This window comes from Streptomyces sp. ADI95-17, assembly GCF_003846175.1.
GTDB classification, from domain to species: Bacteria; Actinomycetota; Actinomycetes; order Streptomycetales; family Streptomycetaceae; genus Streptomyces; species Streptomyces sanglieri.
Map to the genome: position 1 here is coordinate 39,715 of NZ_ML123057.1, position 13,313 is coordinate 53,027.

9 protein-coding genes and 3 pseudogenes are annotated in these 13,313 nt (G+C 68.3%); 4 read left to right on the plus strand and 8 right to left on the minus strand.

Features of this window, described 5'->3' with window-relative positions; genetic code table 11:
- The 4 genes and pseudogenes from EES42_RS47790 to EES42_RS43275 all read right to left on the minus strand — a co-directional run.
- The coding region (locus EES42_RS47790; protein WP_164495602.1) for an IS110 family transposase at positions 1-153 on the minus strand (153 nt) is incomplete at its 3' end.
- Positions 116-235, minus strand: a pseudogene (locus EES42_RS43265) (IS5/IS1182 family transposase); the annotation flags it as partial. The pseudogene EES42_RS43265 and the gene EES42_RS47790, both read right to left, overlap by 38 nt.
- Positions 236-331: 96 nt before the next feature.
- Complete coding sequence (locus EES42_RS43270) at positions 332-1,681, minus strand: MFS transporter (RefSeq protein ID WP_124723760.1); 1,350 nt, start codon at positions 1,679-1,681, stop codon at positions 332-334.
- A gap of 404 nt (positions 1,682-2,085) precedes the next feature.
- A complete protein-coding gene (locus tag EES42_RS43275; protein ID WP_124723682.1) occupies positions 2,086-5,589 on the minus strand; it encodes a protein kinase domain-containing protein in 3,504 nt (1,167 codons plus the stop codon).
- 1,277 nt (positions 5,590-6,866) lie between these two features.
- Here EES42_RS43275 and EES42_RS47080 point away from each other — a divergent pair.
- Complete coding sequence (locus EES42_RS47080; protein ID WP_241196993.1) at positions 6,867-7,304, plus strand: tetratricopeptide repeat protein; 438 nt, start codon at positions 6,867-6,869, stop codon at positions 7,302-7,304.
- A gap of 295 nt (positions 7,305-7,599) precedes the next feature.
- Here EES42_RS47080 and EES42_RS43285 read toward each other — a convergent pair whose 3' ends face one another.
- Together EES42_RS43285 and EES42_RS47085 are read right to left on the minus strand one after the other, a co-directional pair.
- Positions 7,600-8,784: a hypothetical protein gene (locus EES42_RS43285; RefSeq protein WP_164495586.1), complete on the minus strand. Its 1,185-nt coding sequence runs from the start codon at positions 8,782-8,784 to the stop codon at positions 7,600-7,602.
- 339 nt (positions 8,785-9,123) lie between these two features.
- A pseudogene (locus tag EES42_RS47085) lies at positions 9,124-9,225 on the minus strand (IS5/IS1182 family transposase); the annotation flags it as partial.
- A gap of 200 nt (positions 9,226-9,425) precedes the next feature.
- Between EES42_RS47085 and EES42_RS43290 the strand changes: the two are divergent.
- The 3 genes from EES42_RS43290 to EES42_RS43300 all read left to right on the plus strand — a co-directional run bounded on the left by EES42_RS43290 (position 9,426) and on the right by EES42_RS43300 (position 11,305).
- Entirely contained in the window at positions 9,426-9,830 is a 405-nt protein-coding gene (locus tag EES42_RS43290; protein WP_241196979.1) for a MarR family winged helix-turn-helix transcriptional regulator, read from the plus strand.
- 94 nt (positions 9,831-9,924) lie between these two features.
- Complete coding sequence (locus EES42_RS43295; protein ID WP_124723686.1) at positions 9,925-10,377, plus strand: hypothetical protein; 453 nt, start codon at positions 9,925-9,927, stop codon at positions 10,375-10,377.
- 73 nt (positions 10,378-10,450) lie between these two features.
- Positions 10,451-11,305 (plus strand): NmrA family NAD(P)-binding protein, encoded by an 855-nt coding sequence (locus tag EES42_RS43300; RefSeq protein ID WP_323180998.1) that lies wholly within the window; start codon positions 10,451-10,453, stop codon positions 11,303-11,305.
- Positions 11,306-11,924: 619 nt separating this feature from the next.
- Here EES42_RS43300 and EES42_RS43310 read toward each other — a convergent pair.
- Both EES42_RS43310 and EES42_RS43315 read right to left on the minus strand, forming a co-directional pair.
- Positions 11,925-12,168: pseudogene (locus EES42_RS43310) on the minus strand (MerR family transcriptional regulator); the annotation flags it as partial.
- Between the two features lie 287 nt (positions 12,169-12,455).
- Entirely contained in the window at positions 12,456-13,097 is a 642-nt protein-coding gene (locus tag EES42_RS43315) for an MIP/aquaporin family protein (protein ID WP_241196980.1), read from the minus strand.
- Between the last annotated feature and the right edge of the window lie 216 nt (positions 13,098-13,313).

The window sequence follows — 13,313 nt, forward strand, 5'->3', positions numbered from 1 at the left end:
GCGCCCTGAATTCAGCTCCGGCAGAGCCATCTCATCATTGAGAACTCGGCGTGAAAGCAGATGCTCGCCCTGGGCATCCAGCACCACGCAGTGATGGTGTTCCTTGCCGATGTCCCCGGTCGGGGATGCGGGGACGGTGGCAGCCCAATGGATGAGCGGCCACTGCCCGCTTGGGCAGGAGGGCTTGGGACTGGTCCCACAACGGGTCGGTTATGGATGAGGGCAGGACGGGCACGTAACCTTCGCTCGGCCGTAGAGGGCGTTGACCAGCAAGTCCCGCAGGGGTGTGCCGTCCTGGCAGTCGGGGCGGCACACCCCTGCGGGGCGAAGGTCACCCGGCCTGTTGCAGGTCCGCCGCGGGAGCGGGCGCGGGCATGCGCCAAGCCACAACCGCGCCGGTCACGAGCCCCATGACGGCCAGCAGGGTGGCCACCAGGAACGGATCGAAGGAGTGCAAGGACGGGGCGAACCCGATCCCAACACAGACCGCTACCCCGGTCGCACCGCCCAGTTGGTCAGCCGCGCGTTGGACGCCCGAGGCGGTCCCGGCGTCGTCCTCGGTGACGCCGCTGACCGCGAGGTACTGGAGCCCCACGATGCCGAACCCCATCCCGGCCGCGATCAGGAGCATGGGCCAGATCATCGTCATGCCGCCTCCCCGCAGGGCCGCGATGGCCGCGATCGCGGCCATCGCGGCCGCGGTGAACCCGATGCCGGCGAGCACGCACGCGCGTGTTCCCCACCGGCCCAGCAGGCGGGGCACGAGCATGGAGAAAACGATCAGCGACAGGGCCAGAGGCAGCATCGTCAGACCCGCGCCGAGCGGGCCGATGCCCAACCGGTCCTGCAGATAGAAGGTGAACAGCAAGAACGAGGTCGACAGCGCCCCGCTCAGCAGCATCGTGGCCAGGTTGGCCGCCACACGCGTGCGGTTGGCGAAGAAGCGCAGCGGCAGCAGCGGGTTGCGCGAGCGTGCCTCGACCCTCACGAACCCGGCTCCGGCGGCCACCGCCCCGGCCAGCGCCCCCGGGACCACCCATGCGGGCGTTCCGGGTTCACCGGCCTCGACCACGCCGAAGATGAACAGCAGCGGGCAAGCGGTCAGCAACAGCGCGCCGGGAAGGTCCAGCTGCGGGGCGTCCTTGGCCACGGGCCGGTCCGCCTCGACCAGGAAGACAGCGGCCAGCAGCACGATCAGGATGAACGGGACCGAGACCAGGAAGATCCACCGCCATCCGAGGTGGGCGGTGATGATTCCGGACAGGACGAATCCGAGCACGAGACCGCAGCTGGCCACCGCCGCCCACACGCTCAGGGCCCGCGACCTGCGCGGACCTTCGGGGAACATCAGGACGATGGTGGCCATTGCAGCGGGCAGCGCGATGGCCTCACCGGCGCCCTGCAACAGGCGCGCGACCACCAGCAGCGCAAACGTGGGGGCCAGGCCCGCCAGCAGCGACGCGGCGCCGAACAGGCCGGTGCCGAGCAGCAGCACGCGCCGCCGCCCGAGCAGGTCGCCCAGCCGGCCACCGAGCATCAGCAGCCCACCACCGGCGACCGTGTACCCGACCACCACCCAGGTCAGAACGTGCCCGTCAACGCCGAAGTCAGCGCCGATCGAGGGCAGAGCGATGTTGACCACGGTCACGTCGACCGCGATGAAGAACTGCAGCATGGACACCGCGCACAGCACCAGCCATGCGCGTGCCGGGGACGGGCTGTGCCCGCGGGAAGAAAGGATGCCTGGAAGCATCAGGTACTCCGTCGCTCAGAAGAAGTTCTGAGCAGCACAAACATGCCGCTCCGGCCTGATCACGAAGCGGCTGGACGTCCAGGAAGAGTGTGTGAGTCGAACGCCCCGCCGCTAGCGGAACGTCCTGGTCACTGCGGCGCAAGCGGCCGCACACGAAGCAGCAGACATGCCGTGAACGCTACCAGGGCGGAGACGACCGGCTCAGACACCTGCCTGACGTCTCATCTCTTCACTCGTAGGCCCGTACTACAGAGTTTCCTGGGCACGGGAAGCTCGTCGCCGCGGAGCACCTATCCGCGCGATCTCTAAGCCGTCACCAATTCCTTGGTTGGTCAGGTCGGGTACGAGGCGAGCTCCCAGTCGAGTTCCCACAGGCGTAGTGGCGTGTTCGCGCCGGCGGTGAGGGCGTACCGCCCGTCCGGCGTGAACGCGCAAGCCCAGATCCCGATCTGCTGCGTGTCGAGGGTGTGCACGAACTGTCCGGTCCTCGGGTTCCATACCTGGACCATGCTCGTGGGTCTGCTGGACACCGCGACCGCCACGAAGCGGCCGTCGCAGATGTACTGGACCGTCTGCGCGTGACCCGGCAGGTGCTGTTGGCCCCGTACGCAGGTGCCGGAGCCGAGGTCCCAGAGCCGGATGGTCCGGTCGTTGCCACAGGACACGGCGAAAGCTCCGTCCGGGCTCAGCGCAACCGAGGAGGTCTCCGTGGGACTGTCCAGAACGTTCGTACACTCGCCTGAGTCCAGGTCCCAGACCCGCACGGTGCGGTCCCAACTGCTGGACACCGCCCGGTGCCCGTCGGGATGCACCCACAGGTCAGTGGTGATGAAGCCGTTGCGGCCGTGGCCGCAGAGCGTTCGTGCGAGGCGGCCGTCCTTCACGTCCCACAGGTGCAGTGCCTTGTTCCGGTCTGCGGTGAGCGCCCAGCGCCCGTTCGTACTGAAACATGCCGGCTCGGCACCGCGGCCGGCACGCTCGTCGGTGATGCTCGTGAGTCTGTCACCGGTGTCGATCGACCACACAGAGAGTCGGCCGTCCTGCGTGACGGACAGCACGCGCTGTTGATCGGGGCTGAGCCGGACCGCGGTGAACGGGGAAGGGCGGTTGATGTGTGCCCGGGTGTCGAGTCCCGTGCCGACCCCCCATTCCCGCAAGCATCGACCGGTGCGCGTGTCCCACACCCGCAGGCTTTCACCGGCGGATACGACGCGAGCACCGTCCGACGACAGATCGACCGCACACGGCGCCACGGACAGGCCGGGGAGCTCGCCGACCTGCCAACTGGCCCGCACCCCCACCTGCGGCAGAACACCGGCTAGCGACCGCCAGGCCGACAGCACGTGCGGGGCTCGTTCGAAGCCGGGAGTCTGCCGTGCCCTGGCGAGCAGTTCGCGCGCCTCGCCGTAGCGACGCCCGTCCCTGGCACGCTCGGCTGCGTCGACCAGCGTTCCCACGCCCGCCTGTAGTCTGGCCAGCTCTCCGTGCCGGTGTGGGGGGCTCAACCGGGGTGGCGCGGTGTAGCGGCCGGGCAGGGGCCACCATCGCACTCCGCCCTCGTCGGCAGCGACCGCGCGACGGGCGCCCGGCGCCAGCAGCACCTGCTGCTGCCAGCTCGCGGTGGACGGGAAAGTGCGCAGGCAGCGGCCGCTGTCCAGCTCCCACAGCCGTGCCGTGCCGTCGGTCCCGCCGGACAGCAGCGCCTGGCCGTCGCTGCTCCACGACAGCGACACCACGCGTCGTGTGTGGCCGGTCAGTGTGTGCGTCTGCGCACCAGTGGCAAGATCCCAGACACCGATGTCCTCCCAGGAGCGCTTGGTGGTCCCGCGAGAGCGGGCCATCGCCACGGTCCGGCTGTCCGCGCTGATGGATGCGGGTACGGCCGCCGCGTTGACCCCATGCGACTCCCACCTGAGGGCCCCGGTGGTGTCCCACAGCTGCAGGCTGCCGTCATCAATTGTGATCAGCACTGAACGTCCGTCCGGGGACAGGGCGGCCAGGCTGCCTTGCTGACCGAGCTGCAGGCTCAACTCCCCGGTGAGCGCGTCCCAGATCGTCACACTGCCGCCGCCCGTCTGTGCGGCAGCGACGCGGCCGTCGGCGCTGAGCCGGACGGCGCTGACCGGGGTACGGCCGTCCGCACCGAGCCAGCGGGACGTGGAGGACCCCGACTCTTCGTTGAAGTCCACCCGCCACAAGCGACGACGTCTCACCAGGTCCCACAGGTGCAGTTGGCGGTCGAGGCCACACATGACGAACCGCCCGTCAGCGCTGACATCGATCTCCTTGTAGTAGTGCGGCTCGTCCCGGCGAAACAGGCACTGTCCGCTGTGCAGGTCCCACAGGCCCACGTACTTCCGGGAGGAGACCAGCGCCCGCCGGCCGTCTGCTGTTAAGCGGACCTTCGTTCGCGGTGCCTGGGGCACCTTGAGACCGTCGGCATCGGACACCCACCTCTCCTCGGCGGGCCACCAGCCCATCGGGCGGGACGTCACGCGGCTGCGATCGGGCGCCCCGCCCTCCCTGACCGTTCGTAGGGCGCTGGCAACCTTCGGCTGCTCCGGGGCCATTTCCTCGACAGTGCCGAGGAGCGCGTCGGCCGTGGCGATGTCACCGCGCTCCAGGTTGACTTCGGCCAGCAGGTATCGGGCCGTCCAGGAGTCCCTGGAGGCGGTGCGGGCAGCTTCCAGCCTGCTGATCAGTGCATCGTCGGTGAGGGCGCCGGACCGCCACCGGCGCAAGCCGTCGTTGTAGGTGGCTTCCAGGTGCCGCGGGTCGATGTCGACGGCTGCCTCGAACGCTTTCGCTGCTTGGGCCGGCCGACCGAGGTCCAAGAGTGACAGCCCTCGGTTGTTCAGCTCGTCGGCACGCAGGTCCGCCGCGACCGGCTGGTGGCGTGGATACGCCTCGCCCACCGTCCGGCGATAGGCCTCGACCAGTTCGCTGGCGACCTCGGGCATCGACCGCGGACGGGCTGCCCGGTCGCGACGCAGGCACCGGTCCAGCAGTGCCACGACCTTCGCCGGGATCTCGATCCGGTCAGTGTCCCGCCGCCGCCCGGCGCGGTGATCTGCGAGGACTTCTGTGGCGACGGGTCCAACCATCCAGGTCCTGCCGCCGGTGAACATCTCCAGCACGGACACCGCGAAGCTGTAGATATCGCTCCCCCGCCCCACTCGCTCTCCCTTGGCCTGCTCAGGTGACGCGTAGGCGAGCGTCATGCCACCCCAGGAGACGACGGCGCTGGCCCCCTCGGGCACGCCGCCATCCACGGAAGCTCCTGCCCTGGCCCGGGCAAGGCCGAAGTCGGTCACCTTCGCTGTGAACGCTGCGTCCGCGCCCACATCGAGCAGCACATTGGCGGGCTTGACATCCTGGTGCACCAGCCCGCCCGCATCGTGACAGTGGGCGTGTTCCAGACCCCAGGCCATTTGGATGGCGACGTCCAGTATCCGGGCACGTACCTCCGACAGCTCGCCCGCGTACAACCGTCCGTCCGCGATCCAATCCGCCAGACTGCCGCTCGCGACGTACTCGGCGAACACTCGTGGAGCCCCGTCGAGCAAGCGCACGCTGTAACAGCCACACACATTCGGGTGCAGCCCCAACCCCACCCACGCCTCAGCCTCGTTGACGAACATGTCCCGGTGGCCCACGCTCTGGAACCGGCCCGGCCGCGGACTCTTGACCGCCAGGTCGACGCCCCATTCCCGGTCCCGGACCCGGTGCACCACGCCCATGCCGCCACGCCCGAGCTCTGCCAGAACCTCGTACCGGTCGTCAATCACGTCCCCGACCCGCCACGCCGACGGCTCTTCGCTCCTCATGCCCGTCATCCCCAACCCTCCTCGTGCAGTGCACGCAACCAGAGTGACTTCGCCTGCCTGTTGCACGGACCCGCCGATCCCCCTCCGCGGTTCCCTACAGGCCCCATGGGTCCGTAAGCCACGTCAGGAGAGTCCAGCCAGGGAAGCCGTGGCCCTGCGGTGAGGGGACGGCTGGCGCTGAGGGGCGGTACGGCAGGACATGGCAGCCCACGGACCTGCGGAACACGGCTACATCGTTTGCTGACCTTGCTTCACAGGCTGAGGGTGCGTGTCCGTGACGTCGATGCTTGCCCGAGTTGCTGGGCCAACTGTCCCTCCCGGTGCGGCGGACGACCGGAGTGACTCCCCTGGCGCCCCAGGTGCGGCCGGTGACCTGGTCCGAGCGGACCCCGACCAGTCAGCGCGGCACCGGCTGGGCCCTTGCCACCACGCGTCTGAAGGACCCGCGCCTGACCGGCGGCGGCCGGGCACGCATCGACGTCGACGTCTACACCCCGGCCGAAGCGACCGGCTACCTCACCGCCCGCCTCACCCACGACCACAAAGCCCACCTGGCCGACCACCGGACCCCAGCCCTCGCCGAGGCACTCGGATACCTGCCGCTGGCGCTGGGACACGCTGCCGCGTACATGCTCCGTGAGAACGCCTCCTGCAGCACCTACCTGGAACGGTTCACCAACCGCGCCACACACCTGGACGAACTCCTGCCCCACTGGGCGGACACCGAACGCTACGGCCGGCAGATCACCACCACCCTGCTCCTCGCCCTCGACGCCACCGACCAGGACCCCCACGGGCCCCTGGCCCGCACCACCCTCCGCATCTCCGCCTACCTCGACCCCGCCGGACAGCCCGCCGCACTGTGGAACACCACCGCCTTCCTCACCTACCTCACCCAACAACACCCCGCCGCCGTCATGGGCGACGAGGCAGGCGCGGCGTTGCGGCTCCTCGACCGGTACGGACTGATCACGTACGACTCGGCCGACAGCCTCCGGACGGTGCGCATCCACGCGCTCACCGCCCGGGCCGTACGCCAGACCATCCCTCAAGAACAGCAGCCAGCAACCGCGGTCACCGCCGCCGACGCCCTCGTCGAGATCTGGCCAGACACCGACCACACACAACGCGAACTGGCCGCCACGCTACGCACCAACACCGACTCCCTCACCACCCATGCCGGAGAGTCCCTATGGACACCCGATGCCCACCCCGTGCTCTACAGCGCGGGAGCAAGCCTCCTGAATACTCACCTGCACAACGCCGCCTCGACGTACTGGGAACACATGGTCGCCGAATGCGAGCTGCTCCTCGGCAACGAACACTCCCACACCTCCCGCTCTAACCTCGCCAACTTCTACTGGCAGGCCGGGCGCACCAACGACGCCATCAAAATCAAAGAGCACGTACTCACCGACCGCGAACGGCTCCTCGGCAACGAACACCCCGACACCCTCACCTCCCGCGCCAACCTCACCGCCTGCTATTGGCAGGTGGGGCGTGTGGTGAGCGCGTTACGGCTGGGCGTGCGGATTCTGCGTATTCGGTTCGGCGTGCCAGCAGAAGGCCTACCGGCGCCGTGTCTCGGCCCGGGCGGCAACAGGACCGGCCCCGGGCCCGGTGGCGGAGTTGATGGAGGCCATGGCCCCCTTCGTCGACCGGGGCGTCCCGGCCGGGATGGTCAGCGGGAGGCTCAGGGCCAGGGTGCCGGCCCCGAGCGCTAGGGCGGTGACCAGGACGTGTGTCCCGGCGTGCGCCAGGTTCGTGGGTCCGGCCTGTGCCGCTCGCGAGCCTCGGCCATACCCCGGATCAGTGCTCCGGACCGGGACGTAGCCGACAGCGATTTGGCGTGCAGGTTCACCCCGGCGGAGGAGCGCAGCGTGGGTGCAACCGGCGTGAGCACGCTTGCGGAGGTCGTCGCTCTGTCGCGAGCCGAGCCGCGTGCACATGGCCGACTCGTCGGCGTGAGTACCCGGCTAGGTGTCTGTCGTCAGGCTCCGGACAGGGTCCGCCCTCCGCTCAGGCGGGAGCTGAGTTCCTGCTGGGTGAGGTCGATGACGTGCTGGCGGTTGATTCGATGCTGAGTGGCGGCCTATCAGAGGAGCTGATCTTGTTCATCCGACCGATGCGTCGATGTGACTGGCTGCGGGCCGCCTCGGGCTCAGTTAGCTCCGGCGATCCGGTCCAGTAGGTGGTGCCGGCGCGGCGGGCGGCCCAGGCCATGGACCTCGACAGTTCTGGATGCCAGATCACACCGACGTAGTCGACTGGGGAGGGGTGGGTGCTCCCGGAGGTTCCACCATCACGGGTGTAGATGGTGGTGCGAGACACGCCGTTGAGGGCATCCCATGTCTTCTGCGCAGTGCGGGAGGCCAGCATGGCCGCGAGCATTTGGAAGCTGTCGATGCGGCCCTGGTCGACCTGGATCCAGTAGTCGCCGCCACCCACGTGCCTGTTCCCATCGCCGTCGATGAGGGCCTGGTAGAGGATCTGCGCCTGAGCGAGGGTCAGCGAGGCGATCAGGAGGGGTGGTAGCTGCTTGTCGGGGAGTGCCGTTCTGATCTCGGCGCCGAGATCAGAACCGATGTAGAACGGGACGACGCCATCCGGCCTCACCTTGTACTCATTGAAGGTGTAACCAAGGTTTGTGAAGTGCGAGGCGAGTCGTCGGAGCTGTGCGGTCTTCTCGGGATTCACCCGCTCGGATTGAGAGATCGAGACGTGATTCCACGAGCCGTCGCCCTTCGGCTTCGGGTAGCAGCCTTCGGCGACGATCCAGCCCAAGAGTTCGACAAACTCGTCAGAGTGGGGGGACGCGTTCGGGAACGCGCTGGGTGTCCCGCCGCCGAACACGAGCCTGGCCCAGGTTCGTCCGATGAGATCTCCGGTGGTGGACCATGTGTGGGGCCGGTTGTCTCCGCGCTTGCGCCCTTGATCGTTCTGTTCCATCCAGCGGTGTCCTGGTGCCGTCAGGGCTGAGACGGAGCGGTGGTCCCACTGGATCAGCTCGCCGTCGCGCCAACTATTCCAGTCCCGACGGCTGATCCCCAGGATCGGGCTCCAGCGGATCCTCTTCTCGCCGGGATCCATGGTCAGGACATGGTCTCCTGGCCTCAGAGCGTCGTGGGTGCGCCATCCAGAGGGGGTGAGTGCCTCCGTCAGCGCATCAACTCCGTTGGAATACGGACCATTTGAAGTTCTCATGGAACAAGTGTGACGAGGGGGTCTGACACCCCTCGCCGCCAGGTTGGGCGGCTGTCGATTGGAGAGTCAGGCCGTCGGACGAAGGCCAAGCCCACCGTGGCGAGCACCCCGGTGGGAATGGACACCATCAGGTGGGAGTGAACTCCATCCAGTGAGCCTCCGCCATCTTGAAGTTGCAGGTTAAAGGGCTGGCGTGACCGGCTCTCGGGATGCTCGTGCTGATCGTGGGCGGCTGTCTGCGCAGTAGATCATTTGACGGCGGGAGCTAGCTACGAGTGGCCAGCTCGGATTGCCTACGCGCGGCCGCAAAGATGAGTGACTGTACGTGATCACCGGATTGGCGGTCGCCCTCTGAGGCAGAGTCTCGTAGTCCCGCGCGAGACACTGGTGCCGCATCAGCCAGCCGAGGGTTCGTTCAATCGCCCGCCTCTTCCGCAGCGGCTGCGGTGTGGCGGGCCGTCGCGGATCACAGCAGCCACACCGACAACTTGCCCGACATGTAGTTAGCCTCCATACTACTTTCCATGAGGAACGAGGATGCGAACCCCGGCGCCGCACCCACGCTCGAACAGGCGCGGACGCAGATCGAACGGTACGGACTTGACGCGGACCCGCAGGCGGTACTTGTCGCGGTGCGTCTCATGGCGACCGGTGCCCGCCTGGTTCGGGCGTCCGAAGTGCATTTCTCGCGCTCCGGGCTGTCGACCGGACGCTACCGCCTCCTGGTGGATCTCGAGGACAGCGGCGGCGAGAAATCCCCGTCACAGCTCGCGAAGAGCCTTGATGTCTCGCGCGCCACGGTGACCGGCCTGGTCAGCGGACTCGAGCGGGAGGGCCTGGTGGCTCGCCGCGCCTCCGCGGAGGACGGGCGGGGCGCGGTGGTCGTTCTCACCGCGCGCGGTGCCCGGCAGCTGCGTGAGATGGCAGCGGACCACTTCGCACGACTTGAGTCACTCGTCGATGGACTGACCGCCGACGAACGCGGATTGTTCCTGGATCTTCTGGAACGGATCACTCGACGGATCGGCGCACTGACCGCCGAATAGCACCACCGCACTCCGCGAGGAGCGGTCGCCCGCCCGGGGCGGCATCGCCCTCATACCCTAATAGTTAGCCTCCTAATCATTTTCGAGGAGTCCCATGATTCCCCCGCGCAGAACCGCGCCACGCAATTCCGTCACGCGCCCGTTCACGCTCTGGAAGGAAGTCGCGACCGCCTACCTGGCCCCCGCGCTCACCGCCGGGCTCGGCGGAGTCCTCAGCGGCCAGTCCGAACTGACCACGGCCGCCTTCACCTCCATCGGGGTCACATCGGCCCTGGTGGCCGGCGCTGTCGGCGCGTGGCTGCACCGCCGCGGCCGACCCCGTCGCTGGACGACCTCGGCGCCGCGGCCGGCACTCGCCATCGTCTTCACCGTTGCGGCGGCCGGAATCGGCGGCCTGGCTGGATGGTTTGCGTCCGATTGGCTGCCGTCGCACGCACCGGTACCGGATGCCGAATGGCTGGAGCGGCTACGGATCGACCTGCCGTTGTCGGCCGCCCTGGCCACCGCCATCGTCACCTGGCGGTGGCACGGCACGACATCCCGGTAGCAGGGATGACCCGACCCTCCCCACCCGTTCTTCGAGATCCCTCACCTACGAAAGGCACACTGTGATCACCATCGTGGGCGCAACCGGCGCCACCGGCGGCGCGCTGCTCCGCCGGCTGACCGAACTCGACGTCCCCTGTCGCGCCGTCAGCCGTGACCCCAGCAAACTGGGCGTTGCCACCGGCGCGAGAACGCCGGTCGAGACCGTCGGCGCGGACGCCGCGGACCCCCGCACACTCCGCGCCGCGTTCGAGGGATCCACGCAACTGTTCCTCGCCATGGCCAACAGTCCCCGCCAGGCCGAGCTGGAGAACAACGTGATAGATGCCGCGGCCGCATGCGGGGTACAGCACGTGGTCAAGCTTTCCGCCCCAGCAGCCGAGCCCGCCTCACCGGTGACCGTCTCCCGCGGCCACTGGCGAGTCGAGAAACACCTGGCGACAACCGGCATGACGGCTACGCTGCTCCGGCCGTACGCGTTCATGCAGAAGCTGCTCCTGAGCGCCCCGGCAATCGCCCGGGGCGTGCTCATCGGGGCAATGCGCGAGGCGCCCTGCAACTACATAGACGTCCGGGACATCGCCGATGTCGCCGCCGAGACCCTCCTGCGCCCCGGTCTCGCCGGCACCACGTACACCCTGACCGGCCCGCAGGCCTTCAGCCATCCCGAACTCGCCCGTCTGCTCAGTGAGCTGACCGGCCGTCCCGTCCGTCACACCGACCTGCCGCCGAGCGCATTCCGCAGCCATCTCCTGTCGACCGCACACATGCCGCCCTGGCTCGCCGACCACGTAGTGGAGATCCAGCAACTGGCCATCGCACGCCTAGAGTCCCCCAACGACACCATCGAGAACGTCCTCGGCCGCCCCGCCAGGACACTCCGCGCCTTCATCCACGAACATCTCCACACATTCGCCCCAACCACCTGACCGACAGCTCAGCCACCCACTCCGGCCCCTTCGCTCTTCCCCGAGAAGCAGCGCCGCTTCTCGGAGAAGAACGTGTGAGACAAACGCTGTCCGCAACAAGACGCCATCGGCCCAGCGTTACGCCCGGGTGCGACTCCTTCACAGCTCCGTGACAAGCTGACCCGGTCCCCGGTACCTTCAGACTCCCCGTAATCCCTCGCGGGCGCCGCCGACAGCTACGGCACCGCGCCGCGCCGCGCCGTCGTATCCGGAACCGGTGCTCTGTCTTATGGCCGTAAGCCACCTTCTTCAGCTGGTGCCGGTCGGAGGCGGTCAGGATGACCGGGCAGGCGGTGACAGCAGGCAAACGGTCAATCTAGGGGGCGTTCAGGACGGTCAAGCACCGGCCGCGGCCCGAATTCGGTGGCCGCGCGGCCTGGACGGCCGCTGCGGCTGGCCGGAGCGTCAATCCCAATGCCCGTCGGCCGGTGCCTTCAACAGTCGGTTCAGCTCGTCCCCTGCCTCGTCCTACCCGGCGTCGGAGATCCGTTGCAGCTCGCGCAGGGTCTCCCGATCGACACTCGTGTTCGTCATGACGCCATGCTGCAACCCTGCCCTAGGGGAAAGGTCGAGCGGCGCCACGGATGCTGGCGGTGAGCTCGTCGTCGATCTCGCACAGCGCCTGCTGGCACTCATTGTCGGTCTGATCTCAGGCCCCGGATACGGGCCAGGGGGACGCCAGCTTCGGCGAGCGTCCGGATCTTGATCAGGTCAATGGCGTCGTTCGCGCCGTACCGCCGGTAGCCGGACGTATCACGGTCGGGCTCTGGGAGCAGTCCCTTGTCGCGATAGACGCGATAGACGCGATCACTTGACGTGACGATATTTGATGTCGTTGCACGAGGGGTTTCGGTGAGGCGTTTCTATATGGCATGGGGGTTCCAGCGGAGGCGGGGCTTCTTGTCGCTCGTGCCGGTTGTTCCCGGATGCGATGCATGACTACCCGGATAGACGTCGCTCGTCACCCGCCCGCCCGCCGTCAGCATGCTCGAAGCCGAGGCGGGACCAGACGAGACGCGTCTGCCCCGGCCGCCCCGACGGCGAGATCTGGACACCGGCGTGGGCCCGGCGTTCCGGTCCGCCGCGATATCCGCTTGGTGATATCCCTCTTTCAGCACCGGGGCCGTTGTGCGGTCCGGGGTTTGGCCAGAGCCACGAGCGCTGCTCCCAGCACCGCGCCGAGCACCGGAGCGAGCAGGTAGATCCACAGGTGGGTGGTGTCCTGGGCCAGGAGCGCCGGACCGAACTGTCGTGCTGGGTTGGCCGATCCGCCGCTGAGAGGGCCGAGCGTCGCGATGATGACCGCGGTGGCGAGGCCCACCGCGCAGGGGAGCAGTCTGCGGCCGGCCGGGTGTGCCAGGAGCACGGAGAGCATCATGGTCAGCAGGACGAGGACTCCGGTCTCCGCCGTGAGGATCGCGGTGGCGTTCCATGCCGGGTCGGCGTGGACGGTCGCGTAGCCGACGGGGACACGGGAGACTGCCGGTCCCCAGACAAGTCGGCCGAGCGCCGTTCCCGCGACGGAGCCGGCCAGTTGGGCTGTGACGTACGGGACAACGGCGCGGGCCGGGAAGGCTCCGAGCCGCCACAGCGCGATGGTGACGGCGGGGTTGAGGTGTCCGCCGGACCGCCGGCCGGGTGGAGACGTCATGAACACCATGAGAAGCACCCCGATGGTGACGCCAAGGATGGCGAGGGCGTAGTGGATGTCATGGACGGAGATCGGCGAGTCGGGTGCGATAAGCCAGCGCACGCCGTGACGACGAAGAACAGCAGAAGGCCGGTGAGGCCGAATTCGCAGGCTGCACGACGCAGGATGCCGGATTCTGCAGTGGTGGGCGGGTCGGCCTGCGTCGGCACAGCCGGAGTTGTGGTCGTCATGGAAATGGTCCTGTCGAGGATCGCTGTTCGCCGGGCCGCGCCGCGGAGAGCCCCGCGGCGCGGGTTCCCACTTGGTGGCGGGGATCCC

Excerpts from the sequence above, each read along its gene's own strand:
- EES42_RS43275 (WP_124723682.1), bottom strand. The coding sequence starts at position 5,589 with ATGACGGGCATGAGGAGCGAAGAGCCGTCGGCGTGGCGGGTCGGGGAC.
- EES42_RS47080 (WP_241196993.1), top strand. The coding sequence starts at position 6,867 with ATGGTCGCCGAATGCGAGCTGCTCCTCGGCAACGAACACTCCCACACC.
- EES42_RS43285 (WP_164495586.1), bottom strand. The coding sequence starts at position 8,784 with ATGAGAACTTCAAATGGTCCGTATTCCAACGGAGTTGATGCGCTGACG.
- EES42_RS43290 (WP_241196979.1), top strand. The coding sequence starts at position 9,426 with ATGGCGACCGGTGCCCGCCTGGTTCGGGCGTCCGAAGTGCATTTCTCG.
- EES42_RS43295 (WP_124723686.1), top strand. The coding sequence starts at position 9,925 with ATGATTCCCCCGCGCAGAACCGCGCCACGCAATTCCGTCACGCGCCCG.